General features: G+C 71.0%; 19 protein-coding genes. 11 read left to right on the top strand and 8 right to left on the bottom strand.

Going from position 1 to position 18,893, the window contains the following annotated elements:
• The first annotated feature begins 75 nt into the window (after positions 1-75).
• Together U3649_RS09410 and U3649_RS09405 are read left to right on the top strand one after the other, a co-directional pair.
• Positions 76-921, top strand: a complete 846-nt coding sequence (locus tag U3649_RS09410) for a helix-turn-helix transcriptional regulator (protein WP_407351081.1) — start codon at positions 76-78, stop codon at positions 919-921.
• 224 nt (positions 922-1,145) lie between these two features.
• Positions 1,146-1,694 (top strand): hypothetical protein, encoded by a 549-nt coding sequence (locus U3649_RS09405; RefSeq protein WP_407351080.1) that lies wholly within the window; start codon positions 1,146-1,148, stop codon positions 1,692-1,694.
• Positions 1,695-1,722: 28 nt separating this feature from the next.
• Here the strand turns inward: U3649_RS09405 and hutG are convergent, their stop codons facing one another.
• From hutG to U3649_RS09380, 5 genes are all read right to left on the bottom strand, one after another.
• On the bottom strand, positions 1,723-2,502 hold the full coding sequence (hutG, locus tag U3649_RS09400; RefSeq protein WP_407351079.1) for an N-formylglutamate deformylase: 780 nt from the start codon (positions 2,500-2,502) through the stop codon (positions 1,723-1,725).
• Positions 2,503-2,738: 236 nt separating this feature from the next.
• Complete coding sequence (gorA, locus tag U3649_RS09395) at positions 2,739-4,106, bottom strand: glutathione-disulfide reductase (RefSeq protein WP_407351078.1); 1,368 nt, start codon at positions 4,104-4,106, stop codon at positions 2,739-2,741.
• Entirely contained in the window at positions 4,103-5,347 is a 1,245-nt protein-coding gene (locus U3649_RS09390; RefSeq protein WP_407351077.1) for an NAD(P)/FAD-dependent oxidoreductase, read from the bottom strand. Before U3649_RS09390 ends, gorA begins: the two co-directional genes overlap by 4 nt.
• Positions 5,348-5,453: 106 nt before the next feature.
• Positions 5,454-6,671: a DUF418 domain-containing protein gene (locus tag U3649_RS09385; RefSeq protein ID WP_407351076.1), complete on the bottom strand. Its 1,218-nt coding sequence runs from the start codon at positions 6,669-6,671 to the stop codon at positions 5,454-5,456.
• 164 nt (positions 6,672-6,835) lie between these two features.
• On the bottom strand, positions 6,836-7,315 hold the full coding sequence (locus U3649_RS09380) for a peptidylprolyl isomerase (protein WP_407351075.1): 480 nt from the start codon (positions 7,313-7,315) through the stop codon (positions 6,836-6,838).
• 77 nt (positions 7,316-7,392) lie between these two features.
• Here U3649_RS09380 and U3649_RS09375 point away from each other — a divergent pair, with 77 nt between their 5' ends.
• The 4 genes from U3649_RS09375 to U3649_RS09360 all read left to right on the top strand — a co-directional run bounded on the left by U3649_RS09375 (position 7,393) and on the right by U3649_RS09360 (position 10,248).
• Positions 7,393-7,962 (top strand): C40 family peptidase, encoded by a 570-nt coding sequence (locus U3649_RS09375; protein ID WP_407351074.1) that lies wholly within the window; start codon positions 7,393-7,395, stop codon positions 7,960-7,962.
• 109 nt (positions 7,963-8,071) lie between these two features.
• Entirely contained in the window at positions 8,072-8,740 is a 669-nt protein-coding gene (locus U3649_RS09370; RefSeq protein ID WP_407351073.1) for a C40 family peptidase, read from the top strand.
• A gap of 184 nt (positions 8,741-8,924) precedes the next feature.
• Positions 8,925-9,338 carry a hypothetical protein gene (locus tag U3649_RS09365; protein ID WP_407351072.1) on the top strand — a complete coding sequence of 138 codons (414 nt, stop codon included), beginning with the start codon at positions 8,925-8,927 and terminating at the stop codon, positions 9,336-9,338.
• Positions 9,339-9,378: 40 nt separating this feature from the next.
• Entirely contained in the window at positions 9,379-10,248 is an 870-nt protein-coding gene (locus tag U3649_RS09360; RefSeq protein ID WP_407351071.1) for a bile acid:sodium symporter family protein, read from the top strand.
• 49 nt (positions 10,249-10,297) lie between these two features.
• Here the strand turns inward: U3649_RS09360 and U3649_RS09355 are convergent, their stop codons facing one another.
• Together U3649_RS09355 and U3649_RS09350 are read right to left on the bottom strand one after the other, a co-directional pair.
• Complete coding sequence (locus tag U3649_RS09355; RefSeq protein WP_407351070.1) at positions 10,298-10,597, bottom strand: hypothetical protein; 300 nt, start codon at positions 10,595-10,597, stop codon at positions 10,298-10,300.
• 307 nt (positions 10,598-10,904) lie between these two features.
• The gene (locus U3649_RS09350) at positions 10,905-12,182 is read right to left on the bottom strand and encodes a dicarboxylate/amino acid:cation symporter (RefSeq protein WP_407351069.1); all 1,278 of its coding nucleotides are present in this window, start codon (positions 12,180-12,182) and stop codon (positions 10,905-10,907) included.
• Positions 12,183-12,317: 135 nt separating this feature from the next.
• Between U3649_RS09350 and U3649_RS09345 the strand changes: the two genes are divergently transcribed.
• The 3 genes from U3649_RS09345 to U3649_RS09335 all read left to right on the top strand — a co-directional run bounded on the left by U3649_RS09345 (position 12,318) and on the right by U3649_RS09335 (position 16,106).
• A complete protein-coding gene (locus U3649_RS09345) occupies positions 12,318-14,021 on the top strand; it encodes an alkaline phosphatase (RefSeq protein WP_407351068.1) in 1,704 nt (567 codons plus the stop codon).
• A 124-nt stretch (positions 14,022-14,145) separates the two neighbouring features.
• A complete protein-coding gene (locus U3649_RS09340) occupies positions 14,146-14,931 on the top strand; it encodes a 3-hydroxybutyrate dehydrogenase (RefSeq protein WP_407351067.1) in 786 nt (261 codons plus the stop codon).
• A gap of 5 nt (positions 14,932-14,936) precedes the next feature.
• Positions 14,937-16,106 (top strand): patatin-like phospholipase family protein, encoded by a 1,170-nt coding sequence (locus U3649_RS09335; RefSeq protein ID WP_407354587.1) that lies wholly within the window; start codon positions 14,937-14,939, stop codon positions 16,104-16,106.
• 109 nt (positions 16,107-16,215) lie between these two features.
• Here the strand turns inward: U3649_RS09335 and U3649_RS09330 are convergent, their stop codons facing one another.
• Complete coding sequence (locus U3649_RS09330; protein WP_407351066.1) at positions 16,216-16,638, bottom strand: CopD family protein; 423 nt, start codon at positions 16,636-16,638, stop codon at positions 16,216-16,218.
• Between the two features lie 78 nt (positions 16,639-16,716).
• Between U3649_RS09330 and U3649_RS09325 the strand changes: the two genes are divergently transcribed.
• The gene (locus tag U3649_RS09325) at positions 16,717-17,310 is read left to right on the top strand and encodes a class I SAM-dependent DNA methyltransferase (protein ID WP_407351065.1); all 594 of its coding nucleotides are present in this window, start codon (positions 16,717-16,719) and stop codon (positions 17,308-17,310) included.
• A gap of 222 nt (positions 17,311-17,532) precedes the next feature.
• Positions 17,533-18,858: a polyhydroxyalkanoate depolymerase gene (locus U3649_RS09320; protein WP_407351064.1), complete on the top strand. Its 1,326-nt coding sequence runs from the start codon at positions 17,533-17,535 to the stop codon at positions 18,856-18,858.
• Positions 18,859-18,893: the final 35 nt, after the last annotated feature.

The following is an 18,893-nucleotide window of genomic DNA, read 5'->3' as shown; positions in this document are numbered from 1 at the left end:
TGAAGGCTATTCACTGTCGTCCGCCGTGGCGACGGCCTATACAGCGCGGCTGCGGAACGAACTGCCTGGCGCCTCGTGACACCGCTGCAAGCCCGCACGATCTGCAGCAGCACGCATGTACGCGTGCGCGACGTGCACTGCCGCGCCTGCCGCGGCCGACATGCAGGGCAGCCGGAATCGGTACCGGACACCCGCATCGTGCTCGCCTATCGCGGCACGTTCGTATACCGGCCGGGACGGCAGGCGCTGGTGGCGGACGGCAACCAGGCGCTGGTGTTCAACGCCGGCGACGAGTACCGGATCGATCATCCCGGCGACGGCGGCGACCGCTGCCTGTCGATCCGGATCGCACCGGACTGGCTGCAGGAAATCGCACGCGACGGGCTGGTCGCCGCTTCCGCAGCCCCGCGCCTGCGACGGACCCGTCGTCCGCTCGGTCCGCGGGACCAGTGGCTGGCCGCCCGCCTGCGCGCATGCGATGGATACGCCGACCCGTTGCCGGCGGAAACGCTGACGCTGGCGCTCGCCGGGAGCCTCCTGCAGCCCGATCCACCCTCGGCACCTCCAACCCGGCAAGGATTCAGCGCCGGACGTGGACGGCTGATCGAACGCGCCAAGCTGCTGCTGCAGGACGACCCGGCGCACCGCTGGACGCTGGCTGCATTGGCCGCCGAGCTGCGCGTGTCCCCGGTCTACCTGACCCAGAGCTTCAGCGGCACCGAAGGCATGCCGCTGTACCGCTACCAGACCCGACTGCGGCTGGCGCGTGCGCTCGAGGCGCTGCCGCGCACGCACGACCTGACCGCCCTGGCGTTGACGCATGGTTTCTCCAGCCATGGCCAATTCAGCGCCGCGTTCCGGCGTACCTACGGCCTGACGCCATCCGCCGCACGGCGCGCACTGCGATCGCGGCCAGGCTGAACCGGTTCCGCGCGCCGCCGGACACGGCACGAGGTCCGAGCACGGACATTCCGTGCGATCCGAGGTGAATGCGCGCAGCGGTCCGATCGCACCCGACTAAAGAATCGAGAAGCCGCCCGCATCGGTGGCGGCTAGCCTGCGCAGCAACTCCACGACGGAGCGCATTACGGATGCCGCCACCCCTCGCCGCCCTGGTCCGATCACTACTGCTCACAGGAATTCTGATGACACCTGCCCTCGCCGCCACTGCGCAAGACGACTCCGCCTTCACCTCCGCGCTGGTCGCTCCCGGACCGGCCGACGTCATCCCGGCAGGGAGCGACATCTACGCACCGCTGCTCGGTCACTGGCAGGTGCGGGTGACCGATCACCTGCCGGACGGAAGCGAGCGCACGATCGACGGCGAAGTCCTGTTCGCGCGCATCCTCGAGGGCCGCGCGGTCCAGGACCTCTGGATCTTCCCCGGCCGCGGCGGGCGCGGCACGGACACGCCGAAGAGCGGCAATCGTTACGGCACGACCCTTCGCATCTACGATCCGGAGCGGGACGTCTGGATCGTCGACTGGTTCAATCCGGTGACCGGCACCCACACGCATCTGATCGGCTCGCGATCCGGCGATGACCTCCTGCAGGAGGGCGAGAACGGGGACGGCCATCCGGTCCGCTGGATCTTCTCCGGCGTGACCGCCACCGGTTTCCACTGGCGCGGCGAACGCTCCGACGATGGCGGCCGCAGCTGGATCCTGGAAACCGAATTCTCCGCCCGGCGCTGAGTTCCGAAACGGAGAGCACCCGCCACGATCAGGCAGCGAGTGCGGCGCGCAGCAGATCGCGCAGCAGCGGCTGCAGCCGCGCCGCCAACTCGGGCCTGTACTCGAACGAGTCCTCGTCCATGTAGGTGCGCTGGCTGATCTCCAGCTGCACGGCATCGGTGCCGTTGCCCGGATCGCCGTAATGCCGGGTGATGTAGCCGCCGCGGAAACGTCCGTTGACGATGGTGTCGTACCCGTCCTGCGCCGCGAGCACCGCTTCCAGCCGGCGCTGCACGGCCAGCGCGCAGCTGTCGCCGCCGGCGGTGCCGAGGTTGAGGTCCGGCAGCCGGCCGTCGAACAGGAACGGCAGCTCGCCCCGGATCGAGTGCCCCTCCCACAGCACCACCCGGCCATGCGCGGCGTGCAGGCGCTCGAGTTCTCCACGCAGCGCGGCATGGTAGGGGCGCCAGAACGTGTCGACGCGCTCTGCGATCTCCTCGGGCGTCGGCGCCGCGCCGTCGCGGTAGACCGGCTCGCCGGTGAACTGCACGGTCGGGCACAACCCGGTGGTGTTCTGGCCGGGATACAGCGAAACGTCGTCCTCGGGACGGTTGAGATCGATGACGTAGCGCGAGTACCGCGGCACGATCATCGACGCGCCCAGCTCCCGCGCCACCGCGTACAGGCGTGCCACGTGCCAGTCGGTATCGGGGACGCGGCGCGCCGAATCGGTGAGCCGTGCCGCGATGGCATCGGGCAGCGCGGTGCCGTCGTGGGGCACGCTGACCAGCAGCGGCGCGGTGCCCTTGTGCAGGTTGAAGATGTCCATCGCCGACATGCTACCGGAGCGGCGGAGCGGTTTCGCGCCGGATCATCTCCGCTCCGGATCGACCCTGCGCCGGATCATCTCCGCTCTGGATCGACCCTGCGCCGGATCGCTCCACTCCGTAGAGCGGAGCTTGCTCCGCTGCTTTCGGGCTCCGGAGCCAAGAGCAGCGGAGCAAGCTCCGCTCTACGGGGCTGCGACGTCGGCTTGCAACGCGGAAGCGGTGAAGAGGGCTTACATCAGCGCATCAGCACCACTTCCTCGGCGCTGGTCGGATGGATGGCGACGGTGTCGCGCAGGTCGGCCATGGTGGCGCCGAGCCTGAGCGCCACCGCGAAGCCCTGCAGGATCTCGTCGGCGGCCTCCCCGTACAGGTGCACGCCGACCACGCGCTCGTCCTCGCCGACGCAGACCAGCTTGAACAGGCTGCACAGCGGCGCGTCCGTCAATGCCTGCAGCATCGGCCGGAAGCGGCTGCGATAGACCTTCACCGCATCTCCGTGCCGTTCGCGCGCCTGCGCCTCGGTCAGGCCCACGCCGCCGATCGGCGGATGGGCGAAGACCACCGTGGGCACGTTCTCGTAGTCGAGCCGGGCCTCGGGCTGGCCGCCGAAAACGCGGTCCATCAGCCGCCGCGCCGCGGCGATCGCCACCGGCGTCAGCGTCTCGCGGCCGGTCACGTCGCCGACCGCGTAGATGCCCGCGGCGCTGGTGTTCTGGAACGCGTCGACAGCGACGTTGCCGGCGGCGTCGATGTCCACGCCGGCCGCCTCCAGGCCGATGCCCGCGCTGTTGCCGCGGCGGCCGATCGCGAACACCAGGGCATCGAACGCGTCGCCGGCCTCCCCGTCCTCGTCGAACAGGCGCACGCACCGGTCCCCGGCGCGCTCGACCTCGCGCAGGCGGTAGCCGAAATGCAGGTGGACGCCGAGGCGGCGATAGTTCTCCTCCAGCTGCCCGACGACTTCTTCGTCGGAATGGCTGAGCAGGCGCGGCCCGCGCACGAACAGGTCGACGCGGCTGCCCAGCGCCTGCAGCAGCCCCGCCAGCTCGACGCTGATGTAGCCGCCGCCGACCAGCGCCACGCGCGCCGGCGCCCGCGTCCAGTGGAAGAAATCGTCGGAGACGCCGCCCAGCCCGGCTCCCGGAATGTCCGGCCGCTGCGGACTGGAGCCGGTCGCCAGCAGTACGTGCCGGGTGCGCAGGTGCGCGCCGCCGTCGGCCACGACCGTGCGCGCGTCCAGGAGCGTGCCCCGGCACGGCATCAGGACGATGCCGGCGCGGTCCAGGCGCTTGCGGTAGCTCTCGTGGATGCCGCCGATGTAGCGCTGGCGATCGGTGATGAATTCGCCCCAGTCGAACTTCGGCGCCGCCGGCACCTCGAAGCCGAGCTGCGCGGCGGCGCCGATGCGGGTGGCGAGTTCCGCCGCGAGCCACATCGCCTTCTTCGGCACGCAACCGGCGTTGACGCAGGTGCCGCCGAGTTCGCCGGGCTCGAGGATCGCCACCCGCGCCCCATGCTCGGCGGCGCGGAAAGCGCCGGCCAGTCCGCCGGAACCGCCGCCCAGCACGACCAGGTCGAAATCGAACGGATCGGCCGCGCTCATGCGAAGCGGACCGGATCGAACGGGGCGGGATCGATATGCGGCGCCTGCGCGCACATCAACTCGGCGATCAGTTGGCCGGTGGCTGCGCTCATGCTGACGCCGAGCATACCGTGCCCGGTCGCGATCCACACGTGAGGGTGCCGGGGCGAGCGGCCGATGATCGGCAGGTCGTCGCAGCTCAGCGGCCGCCAGCCGTACCACTCCTCTTCCCTCGCGGGGCCGACCGGCTCGCGCAGGAATTCGGCGGCGCCGCGCTCCAGCGCCGCGAGCCGGCGGCGATTGAGGCTGGTGTCGTAGCCGGAGAACTCCATCGTGCTGCCGAGCCGGAAGCCGCTGTCCCAGGCGGTCACGCAGACGCTGCGTTCGTGCAGCACCAGCGGCCGCTTCGGCACCAGCGCCGGTCGTGCATAGGTGATCGAGTAGCCCTTGCCGGGCTGCACGGGAATGCGCAGCCCGAGGCCGCGCCCCAACCGCGGCGACCACGCGCCGGTGGCCAGCAGCAGGTCGCGGCCGCGGAAATCGCCGCGCGAGGTCGATGCCGTCGTCCCGTCGCCGTCCGCCGCGATCGACCGTACCTCGCAGTGCTCGACGATCTCGCCGCCGCGCTCGCGCACCGCGCGCGCCAGCTCGGCGACATAGCGGTTGGGGCGCAGGCGCGCGTCGCCCGCGAAGCGCACCGCGCCGGCGACGCCCGGCAGCAGCGCCGGCTCGTCGCGCAGGTAGGCGTCGCCGTCGATGATCTCGGAAGCCACGCCGACCTCTTCCAGCGCCCGCAATTCGTCTCCGAAGTGCGCCAGCTCCGCGGCGTCGCGGAACACGTAGTCCACGCCCGAGGCCTCGAATTCGCAGGCCAGGCGATCGCGCGCGATCCACTCCGGCAGCGCCCTGCGCGACGCGTCGAGGATCGACGCCCGCGCCGCCATCGCCGTCCGCCAGTCTCGCCGGTTGCAGCGGGCCGCGAACCGCAGCATCCAGCCCCACAACGCCGGATCGAAGCGCGGCTTGAGGTAGAACGGCGCATCCGGCGTCGCCATCCAGCGCAGCGCGCGCGCGACGGCGCCCGGCTCGGTCAACGGCGCGGCGTGGCTGGGGGTGATCGTGCCGCAGTTGCCGTGCGAACTGCCGCAGCCGGCGGTGCCCGACTCCAGCACGCGCACGCCGCGGCCGGCATGCAACAACGCCAGCGCGCCGGCCAGTCCGATCACGCCGCCGCCGACGATCAGTACGTCCGATTTGCTCATGCCACCAGTCTAGTGCGTGAAGCCAGAAACTAGGAGCGAGGAACGAGGAGCGAGTGGAGCGTCCCGGCTTTGACTCGCTCCTCGCTCCTCGTTTCTCGTTTCTGCTTTACGGCCGCCGTCCGTAGGTCGCCCACCGCCACAGCCATTCGACCGGGCCGAAGCGGAACCGCGCCAGCCACCAGCGGCTGGTGGCGACCTGCAATGCGAACACCACCGCCGCCAGCAGCAACAGGCCGGCATGGCCGATCCGCCCCCACAGCGCCAGGCCGTAGCCGTAGAACACCAGCGATCCGACCAGCGACTGCAGCAGGTAGTGGCTCAGCGCCATGCGCCCGGCGGGCGCGAGCAGGCCGAGCGCCCGCGCACCGGCGTCCGTGGACCAGGCCAGCGCGACCAGCGCGAGATAGCCGAGCGCCAGCGGCAACGCGCCCAGCGACATCAGCGCATTCGCCAGCAGCCAGCGCGCGTCGTTCCCGGCGGCGTCGAGCCCGACGCCGATCGATGCCGCCCACAGCGACAGCCCCAGTCCGAGCGGCAGGCCGAATCCCGCTAGGCGGCGGAAGAACGGCCGCTGCGCCGCGACGTCGCCGATCCGCCCCGAGCGCAGCAGCCAGCTGCCGACCAGGAACACCCCCAGCGCCATCGGCACCACGAAGAAGTCGTTGAGCAGGAAGCGCGCGAAATCCGCCGCCCGCTGGCCGCTCACCCGCGCGAATCCACCCTCGGCATAGGCGCGTGCGGCCTCGGCCGTCGCCCCCGGGTCGGCAGAAAATGCCCGCGCGGCGCCCTCTTCGGCCGCGCCGGGCACCAGGCCCGCCACCGCGGCGCCGAGCAGCGCCAGCAGGCACAGGCCGTAATAGATCGACAGCCCGAGCACCAGTTGTGTCCGCGGGCGCAGGTCGCGCAGCGCCAACAGCAGCAGGGCCGCCAGGGCGTAGGTATGCAGGATATCGCCCGCCCACAGCAACAGCGCATGCGCGATGCCGATGACCAGAAGTGCCGCGGTCCGGCGCAGGTAGAGCGCCCGAAACGGCCGCCCGGCCTTCTCGGCGCGCGCCATCATCACCGCGAACCCGATCCCGAACAGCAGCGAGAACAGGATCCAGAACTTGCCGGCGACGAACACGTGCACGCCCCAGGCCGCCGCGTGGTCGATGCCAGCGAGCCCGGACGCGACGCCGTTGCCGAATTCCTGCCACGGCCGGGTAAACCACTCGATGTTGACGAGGAAGATCCCGAGCAGCGCGAACGCGCGCAGCGCATCCAGCAGCCCGATCCGATCGTGCTCCGACACCGGCGCGAAGCCGGCCGCCATGTTCGCCATGCCCTCGTCCCCTATGTGCACGACGCTCGCAGGCGCCGGAAAGCCGGAGCGAGTGAAGAGAAACGAGTGGGGGGCACCCGCCTTCACCCGTTCCTCGTTTCTCTCCATTCGTTTCTCCGCCTCCCCCCGGAGGCGCGCAAGCCGGCAGTCACCGCCCGGGCTACCTAGTGCTGATGGCCGCCCTCGCCATGGACGTGGCCGTGTTCGATCTCCTCGGCGCTGGCCTCGCGCACCTCGACGATCTCGATGTCGAAATGCAGGTCCTTGCCGGCCATCGGGTGGTTGAGGTCGACGTCGACCACGCTCATGCCGACCTTCTGCACGGTCACCGCGCGCGGGCCGAAATTGGTGCCGAGCACCACCTGCATGCCCGGGGCCAGCCGCTGTCCGCCGAAGTGCTTCTTCGGCACGCGCTGGGTCAGCCCCTCGCGGCGCTCGCCGTAGGCATCGGCGGCGGCGATGTCGGCGCTGAAGCTGTCACCGGCGACATGGCCTTCCAGCGCCTGCTCCAGCCCCGGGATGATGTTGCCGTGCCCTGCCAGGATCGACAGCGGTTCGCGCTCCTTCGAGCTTTCGACCGGCGGCTGCCCGGCCTCGGAAACGGTGTAGTGGAAGCGGACGACGCGGTCCTTCTCGATTTTCATGCCGATGGATACCTGTAACGCGGCGCGCGCGCCGCTTGTGCGAGAGTGCTTGTGCAGAGCTCGGGGATTCGGCCAAGATGCGGACCGTGAGCGACGCGCATTATCCCGGCTTCATCCGCACCGCGCCAATCCGCCCGCGCAGGGCATGGCCGCTCGCGACGTTGCTCGCCGCGACCCTGCTGTTGGCGGCCTGCGGCCGCGACGATGTCCGTCCGTCCGGCGGACCCGGCGCGCAGCGCCATTGGCCGGTCGTGCAGCCAGCCGACCCGGCCGCCGCCAACGCCGTGGTGATGCGCGCCATCAGCCTGGTCGGCACGCCCTACCGTTACGGCGGAAACACGCCGGAGGGCGGCTTCGACTGCAGCGGCCTGGTCAACTACGTCTACGACGACATGCTCGACCTGCGCCTGCCGCGGACCTCGCGCGACCTGGCCGCCTACCAGGGTCCGCGCATCGCCGCCGAACGGCTGGCGGCGTCGGACCTGGTGTTCTTCGGCAGTCGCGGCAACGTCACCCATGTCGGCATCTACGTCGGCGAGGGACGCTTCGTGCACGCTCCGAGCAGCGGCGGCACGGTGCGCCTGGATCGGCTGGACGGGCACTACTGGCGCGACCACTACAGCGGCGCCAAGCGCATCGTGCGCTGAAAAATTCTCGCCCATTCAGCGACTTGCGTCGCATTCATTTACATATTTTTAACGAATATGTCACGCGAGTACGGCACCATCACGCCACAACAACAAAATTGAATTCAGCGTGACGACAGACGTTCCGGGCTTCGGCCGCATTGCCGCCACCCATTCCCGCCGTTTCGGCCGGACCATTCCCTTCCTGCTCGCCACCGCGCTTGCCGGTGCGGCGACGCCTGCCCTGGCCGCGACCGGCCTGGCCGGCGATTCGGCCGACCAGTCCCCGCTCAGTCGTTCGGTCAGCCAATCGCTCGCGCAGCCGCTGCCGGCCGCGATGGGCCGCGAACTGCTGTTCGCCGCCGACGTGAACCAGCTGATCGCCGCCGGCGTCGCCGATGTCCCGGCGGCGGCCGGGGAGCGCCGGCAGACGCTGCTGCAGCGCGGCCTGGCCCTGCTCGGCACGCCGTACCGCTGGGGCGGCACGTCCCCGGACGGCGGCTTCGACTGCAGCGGACTGGTCAGCTACGTGTTCCGCACCGCCCTGGGCGTCGAACTGCCGCGCGTGTCGCGCGAAATGGCCGCCACCGGCGAGCAGATCGAGCGCGCGCAGCTCGACGCCGGCGATCTGGTGTTCTTCGCCCTGCGCGGCCGGCGCGTCGACCATGTCGGCATCTACCTGGGCAACGGCCGCTTCCTGCATGCGCCACGCACCGGCCGGGACGTCACCGTCTCCAGCCTCGACAGCGGCTACTGGAGCCGGAAATTCACGCTGGCGCGCCGGGTGAGCGGCGTCTGAGCCAGCCGGCATCGCGTGATCCCGGAGGCCGCCAATCGGCGGCCTTCTTCGTTTCCGCGTTCGGAGGCGTCGCTGCCGCCACGCAGGGATGGCATGCGCCGACGAACCGCCCGGATCGTGCGCTGCGGCTTGCCGGCAACCGCGGCGCACGCCATGCTCGGGCGCGTCGACGGGGAGAACGACGATGCTGCGTACGTTCGGAGCGGTGCTGCTGGGTCTGCTGGTGGGCGTGGCGACGATGCTGGCGCTGGAATACGCCGGCATGGCGCTGTTCCCGCCGCCGGCCGGCCTCGACCTGCAGGACGAGGCCGACCTCGCCCGCCTGATCGCGAGCGCGTCCACCGGCAAGCTGCTGTGGGTACTGGGCAGCTGGTGCCTGGCCGGCTTCGCCGGCGCCTGGGTCGCCGCACGGCTGGCACTCGCGCACCGCCTGCTCGCGGGGCTGGCGGTCGGCGGACTGATCGTCGCCGGCGTCGCCCTCAACGTCGCCGTGCTGCCGCATCCGTTGTGGATGACCCTCGCCGGCCTGCTGCTGCCGATACCGCTGGCATGGCTGGCGGCGCGGCTGGCCGCGCGCCGGGCAGTGCCGACCCCTTGAACATCCCTCCGCAACCGCACCGCGCCCCAAGGAGACCCGCATGCAGGCCTCGCTGCTGACCACCCTGCTGTTGCCGCTCGCGCTCGGCGTGATCATGCTCGGTCTCGGGCTCGGCCTGACGATCGACGACTTCCGGCGCGTCGCCCGCTATCCGCGCGCGGTGCTCACCGGGCTGGCGCTGCAGACCGCGGTGCTGCCGTGGGTGGCGCTGGGACTGGCGCTGGCCTTCGGACTGCCGCCGGAGCTGGCGGTCGGGCTGATGCTGCTGGCCGCTTCGCCGGGCGGCGCCACCGCCAACATCTACAGCCACCTGGCGCGCGGCGACGTCGCGCTCAACATCACCCTGACCGCCGTCAACAGCGTGCTGTGCCTGGTCACGCTGCCGCTGATCCTCAACCTGTCGCTCGAGTTCTTCCTCGGCGCCGGCCAGTACGTGCCGCCGCCGGTGCGCAAGATCGTCGAGGTGGCGGTGATCATCGTGCTGCCGGTGGCGATCGGCATGACCGTGCGCGCGTTCGCGCCGGGATTCGCCGCGCGCATGGAGAAGCCGATCCGGGTGCTGTCCGTCGTGGTGCTCGCGCTGCTGATCGCGGCCGCCGTGGCGCAGGAGTGGGATACGCTGCTGGCCTATTTCGCCGCGGTCGGGCTGGCCTGCCTGCTGTTCAACCTGGCCAGCATGGGCGTCGGCTACGCCGCGCCGCTGGCGCTGAAGCTGCCGAAGCGGCAGGCGATCGCGATCGCGATGGAGATCGGCATCCACAACGGCACGCTGGCGATCTTCGTCGCACTCAACGTGCTCGGCAACGCGACGATGTCGGTGCCGGCGGCGGTCTACAGCCTCATGATGTTCTTCACCGCGGCGGGCTTCGCGCTCTGGGTCAACCGCGGGCGCGAGCCGGTGCCGGCCTGAGCCGTCGCGGACGGGCGCCTAACGCCGCACGGAGCCCGCGGGCGATCCGCTACCGCCGTTCGGCCGCGGCAAGCCGCGCAAGATAGGCATCCGCCGCCGACAGCGCGTGCAGATGATTCGGTTCGCGCTTGCGCAGGTCCGCCGCTCCCCCGCGGATCAGCGGGGCGGCCTGCGCGCGCCGTCCCGCGGCCAGCAGGCAGCCGCCGAGCACGGTCCGGGCGTAGGTGTCGCGTCCGCCCCCTTTCTTGCGCAGGATCCCGAGCGCGCGGTGGGCGGCCGCGCAGTCGGGCTCCCGATCGCGCTCGATCTGCAGTCGCGTGAGTTCGAGCAGCGGGCCGACCAGGCGCATCGATTCCACCCCATGGACCTTTTCGAAGATGAAGATGGCGACGGCCCGCCGCAGGTCCGCCTCCGCCGCCTGCAGCCGGCCGAGCCCGAGTTCGGCCCGGCCCAGGCCAGCAGCGCCGGATGCTCCGGCAGCGCGGCCACCGTGCTGCGCACGGCGAGCGCGGCCAGCGACAGCGCACCCGCGCCTCGTGCGCCTGCCAGAGCGCGAGCCCCAGCCCGATGGCGAGCGCACAGACCGCGGTGGCCGCACCGGCAACCGCCAGCGCGTGCCGCCGCAGGAAGCGCGCCGCACCGTAGCGCCACCCGCTTCAGCGCGGCGTGGCGGACTCCTCCACCGCGCCTTCCATGCCGATGTTGCTCGACGCCGCATCGTAGACCCCACGATCCAGCAGGCCGGTTTCCTTGGCCACCAGCACCGGCACCAGCATCTGCCCGGTGACGTTGGTCATGGTGCGCATCATGTCGAGCACGCGGTCGATCGCCAGCAGGATGCCCAGCACTTCCAATGGCAGGCCCGCCGCGCTCAGCACCACGGTGGCCATCACCACCGCGGTCCCGGGCACGCCGGCGGTGCCGAAGCTGCCGAGCACCGAGGCCAGCAGGATGGCGACGTACTGCGCGAAGCTCAGCTCGATGCCGTAGTACTGCGCGGCGAAGATCGCCGCCAGCGACGGGTAGATCGCGCCGCAGCCGTCCATCTTGATGCTGGCGCCCAGCGGCACCGCGAACGCGGCGTAGTCGCGGTTCACCCCGAGGTTGTGGGTGACGCTGCGCAGCGCCGCCGGCAACGCGGCGAAGCTGGACGAACTGACGAACGCCACCTGCATGCCGGCCGCGGCCCCGCGGAAGAACTTCAGCGGATTGAGCCCGTGCGCCAGCAGCAGCCCGCCGTAGACGAAGACGATGTGCAGCGCGCAGGCCAAGTACAACGCGACGACGAAGTTGCCCAGCGGCAGCAGCTTCTCGAAGCCGTAGGCGCCCACCAGCCCCGCGATCAGGCCGAAGGTGCCGATCGGGGTGACCTCGAGCACGAAGCGGGTGACCTGGATCATCGCCTCGCTGGCCTGCCCCACCAGCTTGCGCAGGCCCTCGGTGCGCTCGCCCAGCTTCACCAGCGCGAAGCCGAGCAGCCCGGCGAAGAAGATGACCTGCAGGATCCGGCCCTCGGCCAGCGCCGCGAACGGATTGGTCGGCACGATGTCCAGCAGCACCTGCACCGGCGTGGGCACGTTGCGCGGCGTGTAGTCCGGCGGCGGCGCCAGGTCCACGCCCACGCCCGGATTGAACACGAAGGCGATCGCCAGTCCCACGCCGACCGCCAGGGTCGCGGTGATGGCGAACCAGCCGAAGGTGCGCCCGCCCAGCGCCGCCACCGACTGCTGGCCGTGCAGCGCGGAGACCGCGTTGATCACCGCGAAGAACACCAGCGGCACCGCGATCATGCGGATCAGGTTGACGTACAGCGTGCCCAGCGGCTGCAGCCAGGTTTCCGCCGCGGGGCCGAGCAGCCAGCCGGCCAGCGCACCGAGCACGAAACCGCCGGCAACACGCTGCCAGAACGGAATGCGGAACCACCACTTCAGCATCGAACGCGGGCCATGGCCGGGAGATTCGCCGACGATACCCGACTCATGGGCCCGCTGCAGTCATCTGCATGCAACACTGCGGCGCGCTGCCGGCGGCATAATGCGCGGCCCCGTTTCCAGGTTCCCGTCGTCGCGATGCGCATTCCCACGCTCTGCTGCCTGTCCCTCCTGCTCTGCGCCTGCGCCGCCCAGGTGCGCGATCCCGCGCCTGCCGCGGACGCCGCCACGCCCGCGACTGTCGCACCGATCGACGTGCCGCGGATCGCCCGGCCCGGCGGCGAGACCGCGCAGTGGTGGTTCCGCAGCGGCGCCGCGGCGGCCGCCGAGCGCGGCGCCATGGCGGGACGGGCGAAGAACGTGATCCTGTTCGTCGGCGACGGCATGAGCCTGACCACGGTCGCGGCCGCGCGCATCCTCGCCGGCCAGCAGGCCGGCGGATCCGGCGAGGAGCACCGCCTGGGCTGGGAGGACTTCCCGCACACCGCCCTCAGCCGCACCTACAACACCGACATGCAGACCCCGGACTCGGCCGGCACCATGACCGCGATGGCCAGCGGCGTGAAGACTCGTGCCGGCGTGATCGGCCTGGGCCAGGCACGGCCGCGCGGCGACTGCACCGGTATCGAGGACAACGCCCTGCTCACCGTGCTCGAGCTGGCCGAGAGCGCCGGCCTGGCGACCGGCATCGTCACCACCACCCGCATCACCCACGCCACGCCCGCGGCGACCTACGCGCGCTCGCCCGACCGCGACTGGGAAAGCGACGGGCTGGTGCCGGCGGCGGCGCGCGCGGCCGGCTGCGTCGATATCGCGCGGCAACTGCTCGACTCCCGCTTCGGCCGCGGCCCGGACGTGGTGTTCGGCGGCGGCCGCAAGCATTTCATGACCGTCGACCAGGCCGACCCCGAACATGCGGACAAGCGCGGCCTGCGCCGCGATGGCCGCGACCTGGTCGCCGAATGGCGGGCGAAGCACCCCGGCGGCGCCTATGTCTGGAACCGCGACCAGCTCGCCGCAGCACGCGGCAGGACGCCGGTGCTGGGGCTGTTCGAGTACGACCACATGCATTTCGAGCACGACCGCCCGCGCGATCCCGGCGAGCCGAGCCTGGCCGAGCTGACCCGCGAGGCCATCGGCCGCCTGCGCTCCGCCGGCGACGGCTACGTCCTGCTGGTCGAGGCCGGCCGCATCGACCACGCCCACCATTTCGGCAACGCCCACCGCGCGCTGACGGACACCATCGCCCTGGCCGAGGCGGTCGACGCCGCGGTCGAGCTGACCTCCGAAGACGACACGCTGGTCCTGGTCACCGCCGACCATGCCCACACCCTGACCTTCGCCGGCTACCCGGCACGCGGCAATGCGATCCTGGGCAAGGTGCGCGGCACGCTGGGCGATGCCGACGACGCAAGCTACGCGAAGGACCTGACCGGGCTGCCCTACACCACCCTCGGCTACGCCAACGGGCCCGGCTACACCGGCGCCAGCGACACCCAGCCGGCCGGGCCGAAGCACTACCGGCACAAGGCCCATCGGGCCAGCCCCTCGCCCGGACGGCCGGACCTGAGCACGGTCGACACCACGGATCCGGACTACCTGCAGGAATCGGTGCTGCCGCTGGTCGACGAGACCCACGGCGGCGACGATGTCGGCATCTGGGCGCGCGGCCCGGGCGCGGCAGCGGTACGCGGCAACGTCGAGCAGCACGCGATCTTCCATGTCATGGTCCAGGCCACGCCGAAGCTGCGCCGGCGCCTGTGCGCCGCCGGCCTGTGCAACTCCGACGGCGTTCCCGTGGACCTGCCGCGCCCGCAGGACTTCGCCGCAGGCACCCCGTAGGAACGGGCGCACGCGACCGCCATCCTCGCTCTCGTAGGCGCTGCAAACGCCGCCCCTTTCGTACAACGGACTTCCGACATCCCGGCCGCTATGCTGATGGCGACATTCCCCGGAGCTTGAAGACATGACCCGACTCGACGGCAAGGTCTGCGTGGTCACCGGCGCCGCCAGCGGCATCGGCAAGCGCATCGCCGAGGTCTACGCGCAGGCCGGCGGCCTGGTCGCCATCGCCGACCTGAAGCTGGAAGCCGCCGAGGCCGCCGCCCGGCAGATCCGCGACGGCGGCGGCGACGCGCTGGCGGTGGCGATGGACGTCACCGACGAGGCCCAGGTGGTCGACGGCATCGCCAAGGTGATCGCGCGCTACGGCAAGGTCGACGTGCTGGTCTCCAACGCCGGCATCCAGATCGTCAACAAGCTCACCGACTTCAGCCTCGCCGACTGGAAGAAGATGCTCGCCATCCATCTCGACGGCGCCTTCCTGACCACGCGCGAATGCCTGAAGGACATGGAACGCCGGAACCAGGGCGGCGCGATCCTCTACATGGGCTCGGTGCACTCGCACCTGGCCTCGAAGCTGAAGGCGCCCTACGTGACCGCCAAGCACGGCCTGCTCGGGCTGGCGCGCACCGTGGCCAAGGAGGCCGCCGGCTACGGCGTGCGCGCCAACGTGATCTGCCCCGGCTTCGTGCGCACGCCGCTGGTCGACAAGCAGATCCCGGAGCAGGCACGGGAACTGGGCATCAGCGAGGACGAGGTGGTGAGGAACGTCATGCTCAAGGACACCGTGGACGGCGAGTTCACCACCGTCGACGACGTCGCCAACGTGGCGCTGGCGCTGGCCGCGTTCGAGTCCAACGCCCTGACCGGACAGAGCATCGTGGTCAGCCACGGCTGGTTCATGCAGTGAGCGCGATGCCGGCGGAGATCCGCCGCCACGTCGAGCGCTACCCCACGGTCGCGCTGGTGCTGCAGGGCGGCGGCGCGCTCGGCGGCTACCAGTGCGGCGTGTACGAGGGCCTGCACGAGGCCGGCATCCGCCCGAACTGGTTCGCCGGCATCTCGATCGGCGCGATCAACGCCGCGATCCTGGCCGGCAACGCGCCCGACGAACGCATCCGGCAGCTGCGCGGATTCTGGGACCTGATCTCCGACCCCGGCCCGTCGCTGTCGCTGGCCGCGCTCGCCGTGCGCAGCACGGTGGCCGCGCTGCCGGAGCATCCGGCGCTGCTGGCCTGGGCGCGCGGCATGGGCGCGCTCGGCTCGCTGCTGCAGGGCCAGCGCGGATTCTTCGAGCCGCGCATGCTGTCGCCGTTCCTGTTCGACGACGGCAGCCCGCAGGCCACCAGCTTCTACGACACCGCGCCGCTGCGCGGCACGCTGGAACGCTTCATCGACTTCGAGCGCCTGCATCGCGACCGCAGCGTGCGCCTGACCGTCGGCGCGGCCAGCGTCACCCGCGGCAACTTCCGCTACTTCGACAGCGCCAGCGAGCCGATCCGGATCGAGCACATCCTCGCCTCCGGCGCATTGCCGCCGGCATTCCCGGCGGTGGAGATCGACGGCGAGCCGTACTGGGACGGCGGCGTCGTCTCCAACACGCCGCTCGAATACATCCTCGACTGCCGCCCGCACGAGGACACGCTGGTATTCCAGGTCGACCTGTGGAGCGCGCGCGGCCCCGCGCCGCGGACGATGGCGGACGTGCTGGAACGGATCAAGGACATCCGCTACTCCAGCCGCACCCGCCACGGCACGCGGATGGTGGAACTGGCCCAGCAGCTGCGCACCGCGCTCAACGAGCTGATCGAACAGCTCCCCGGCGGCCGGCTGCCGACGCACCTGGAAGCCGCGCTGGCGCCGTACCTCGACGACCGCGTGTTCAACGTCGTCCACCTGATCTACCAGAGCAAGTCCTGGGAGCGGGAACACAAGGACTACGCCTTCGGCCGCATCCCGCTGCACGACCACTGGAGCGGAGGCCTGCGCGACACCGCCCTCACCCTCGAGCACCCCGAGTTCTTCGTCCTGCCGGACCGCAGCGTCGGCGTGGCCACGCACGACGTGCACCGGCTCGCGAAATAGCTCCCGCGTCGGTGCCCCCGTAGAGCGGAGCTTGCTCCGCTGCTCCCGGCTCCGGAGCCCGCGTAGCGGAGCAAGCTCCGCTCTACGGGGTGGTGCATCGGCGGGGCCGTCAGAACGGCTTGGCCAGCACCAGGTACACGATCGCCACCAGCAGCGGCAGCGGCGCCTCGTTGAGCCAGCGCAGCGCCCGCGGCGCCGGCAGCGGGCGTCCACCTTCGACGCCCTTGAGCCGACGCCCGACGAGGACGAAGTACGCCAGCAGCAACGCCACCAGCGCCAGCTTGGCGTGCAGCCAGCCGCCCGCGACCCCGAAATGGAGCCACAGCGTCAGGCCGAACACGAAGGCGAGGCCGAACATGACGTGCCCGAAGCGATACAGGCGCCGCCCCATCAGCAACAGGCGCGCACGCACCGCCGGCTCGTCCCCGGCCTCGGCCAGGTTCACGAGGATGCGCGGCAGGTAGAACACGCTCGCCATCCAGGCGATCACGAACACCAGGTGCGCGGTCTTGGTCCAGAAATAGGCTTGCATCGTCGGCTCCCGTCGGCGGGCGACAGGATCGCACAGCGCGCTCCTACAATGGGCGCCGTTTCCACCGCGAACCCGCCGATGGACAAACGCTACGACCGTGCCTATTTCGACCGCTGGTACCGCGATGGCGGCATCGGCGGCCGCCGGCGGCTGGCGCGCAAGGCGGCCTTGGCCGTCGCCACCGCCGAGTACCACCTGGAACGCCCGCTGCGAACGGTGCTCGACGTCGGCTGCGGCGAAGGCGCCTGGCGCGCGCCGCTGCTGAAGCTGCGGCCGAAGGCGCGGTACCTCGGGTTCGACGCCAGCGACTACGCGATCGAGCGCTACGGCGCGCGCCGCAACCTGCATCGCGCCCGCTTCGGCGACTTCGCCGTGCTGCGCCCGTGCGCACCGGTGGACCTGCTGGTCTGCAGCGACGTGCTGCACTACCTGTCCGTGCGCGAGCTCGACCGCGGCCTGCCCGGCCTGGCGGAACTGTGCGGAGGCGTCGCATTCCTGGAAACGTTCGCGCGCGAGGACCAGGCCGAAGGCGACGACCACGGGTTCTTCCGGCGTCCGGCCGCGTTCTACCGCCGCCGCTTCGAGGCCGCCGGGTTCCGTCCGCTCGGCTCGCACTGCTGGCTTTCGTCCACCCTCGCCGGCGATGCCACCTCGCTGGAGATCGCCCACTAGGGACCTCTGAACAGCGCGGCTTTTGCGCGTCATCCCCGTGATGGCGGGAATCCGTTAGCTGGGTTTTCAACGGCTCGACGTCCATGGATCCCCGCCTGCGCTGGGGACGACGGACATTGTTCAGACTTTGCCGGCGCGGCGACGCCGGCCGCGCAGCGGATTCACCCGGCCGCCGCCGCGATCGGCTATGCTGCGACGCAACAACCATGACCCGGTACTGCGATGTTCCTGTACCAGTTCCATGAAATCGGCCGCGCCTGGATGGCGCCGTTCGCCTACTGGGCCGAGGCCAACGCCAAGGCCTACTCCGCCGCGGGCAGCTGGCTGTCGGCGCTGCCCGGCGCCGAGCGGGTGGCGGCGGCCAACGAACTGTTCTACCGCATCGGCAAGGAATACGAGAAGCCGGCCTTCGACATCCACTCGGTGGGGATCGACGGCAACGCCTATCCGGTGGTCGAGAAGGAGGTCGCGAAGCGGCCGTTCTGCCGCCTGCTGCGCTTCAAGCGCTACAGCGACGACGCCGAGAGCATCACCGAGCTCAAGGGCCAGCCGCCGGTCCTGGTGGTGGCGCCGCTGTCGGGCCACCACGCCACCCTGCTGCGCGACACCGTGCGCACGCTGCTGCGCGACCACAAGGTCTACGTGACCGACTGGATCGACGCGCGCATGGTGCCGAAGGAGGACGGCACCTTCACCCTCGACGACTACGTCGCCTACATCGAGCAGTTCATCCGCGAGATCGGCGCCGACGACCTGCACGTGATCAGCGTCTGCCAGCCGACCGTGCCGGTGCTGGCGGCGGTTTCGCTGATGGCCGCGCGCGGCGAGCCGACGCCACGCTCGCTGGTGCTGATGGGCGGGCCGATCGACACCCGCGAGTCGCCCACCGCGGTCAACAACCTGGCGACCCAGAAACCGCTGTACTGGTTCGAGCACAACGTCATCCATCCCGTGCCGCCCAACTATCCCGGCAGCGGCCGCCGCGTCTACCCGGGCTTCCTGCAGCACACCGGGTTCGTGGCGATGAATCCCGAGCGCCACTTCGTCTCGCACTGGGACTTCTACCAGGACCTGGTCAAGGGCGATCTCGACGACGCCGAGTCGCACCGCCGCTTCTACGACGAGTACAACGCCGTGCTCGACATGCCGGCCGACTACTACCTCGACACGATCCGCGTCGTGTTTCAGGAATTCCTGCTGCCGCGCGGACTGTGGGACGTCGCCGGCGAGCGGGTGCGGCCGGACGCGATCGGCGACACCGCGCTGCTGACCATCGAGGGCGAGCTGGACGACATCTCCGGCCAGGGCCAGACCCGCGCCGCGCACAAGCTGTGCACCGGCATTCCCGAGACCGACCGCCGGCACATCACCGTCAAGGGCGCCGGCCATTACGGCATCTTCAGCGGCCGCCGCTGGCGCGAGAAGGTGTATCCGCAGGTGCGCGACTTCATCGCCGGATACGCGCAAACCGCCGCCGGCGATGCGCCGGGCAGGCGCCCACCGGCCCGGCACCGCGGCGTGGCGAAGCAGGGAAAGCCGCGGCGCTGAGCGCGCGACGCGGCGGGCGCTTGCCCGCTCCGCCG

Source organism: Luteimonas sp. R10, assembly GCF_045689605.1.
Lineage (GTDB): Bacteria > Pseudomonadota > Gammaproteobacteria > Xanthomonadales > Xanthomonadaceae > Luteimonas.
The sequence above is the reverse complement of the archived record's forward strand: the minus strand, read 5'-3'. Positions and strand labels throughout refer to the sequence as shown.

What these genes read in the sequence shown, in the direction of transcription:
- U3649_RS09335 (WP_407354587.1), top strand. Translation starts at nt 14,937, where the DNA reads ATGCCGGCGGAGATCCGCCGCCACGTCGAGCGCTACCCCACGGTCGCG.
- U3649_RS09405 (WP_407351080.1), top strand. Translation starts at nt 1,146, where the DNA reads ATGACACCTGCCCTCGCCGCCACTGCGCAAGACGACTCCGCCTTCACC.
- hutG (WP_407351079.1), bottom strand. Translation starts at nt 2,502, where the DNA reads ATGGACATCTTCAACCTGCACAAGGGCACCGCGCCGCTGCTGGTCAGC.
- U3649_RS09340 (WP_407351067.1), top strand. Translation starts at nt 14,146, where the DNA reads ATGACCCGACTCGACGGCAAGGTCTGCGTGGTCACCGGCGCCGCCAGC.
- gorA (WP_407351078.1), bottom strand. Translation starts at nt 4,106, where the DNA reads ATGAGCGCGGCCGATCCGTTCGATTTCGACCTGGTCGTGCTGGGCGGC.
- U3649_RS09320 (WP_407351064.1), top strand. Translation starts at nt 17,533, where the DNA reads ATGTTCCTGTACCAGTTCCATGAAATCGGCCGCGCCTGGATGGCGCCG.
- U3649_RS09345 (WP_407351068.1), top strand. Translation starts at nt 12,318, where the DNA reads ATGCGCATTCCCACGCTCTGCTGCCTGTCCCTCCTGCTCTGCGCCTGC.
- U3649_RS09330 (WP_407351066.1), bottom strand. Translation starts at nt 16,638, where the DNA reads ATGCAAGCCTATTTCTGGACCAAGACCGCGCACCTGGTGTTCGTGATC.
- U3649_RS09385 (WP_407351076.1), bottom strand. Translation starts at nt 6,671, where the DNA reads ATGGCGAACATGGCGGCCGGCTTCGCGCCGGTGTCGGAGCACGATCGG.
- U3649_RS09325 (WP_407351065.1), top strand. Translation starts at nt 16,717, where the DNA reads ATGGACAAACGCTACGACCGTGCCTATTTCGACCGCTGGTACCGCGAT.
- U3649_RS09380 (WP_407351075.1), bottom strand. Translation starts at nt 7,315, where the DNA reads ATGAAAATCGAGAAGGACCGCGTCGTCCGCTTCCACTACACCGTTTCC.
- U3649_RS09360 (WP_407351071.1), top strand. Translation starts at nt 9,379, where the DNA reads ATGCAGGCCTCGCTGCTGACCACCCTGCTGTTGCCGCTCGCGCTCGGC.
- U3649_RS09365 (WP_407351072.1), top strand. Translation starts at nt 8,925, where the DNA reads ATGCTGCGTACGTTCGGAGCGGTGCTGCTGGGTCTGCTGGTGGGCGTG.
- U3649_RS09355 (WP_407351070.1), bottom strand. Translation starts at nt 10,597, where the DNA reads ATGCGCCTGGTCGGCCCGCTGCTCGAACTCACGCGACTGCAGATCGAG.
- U3649_RS09375 (WP_407351074.1), top strand. Translation starts at nt 7,393, where the DNA reads ATGCGGACCGTGAGCGACGCGCATTATCCCGGCTTCATCCGCACCGCG.
- U3649_RS09350 (WP_407351069.1), bottom strand. Translation starts at nt 12,182, where the DNA reads ATGCTGAAGTGGTGGTTCCGCATTCCGTTCTGGCAGCGTGTTGCCGGC.
- U3649_RS09390 (WP_407351077.1), bottom strand. Translation starts at nt 5,347, where the DNA reads ATGAGCAAATCGGACGTACTGATCGTCGGCGGCGGCGTGATCGGACTG.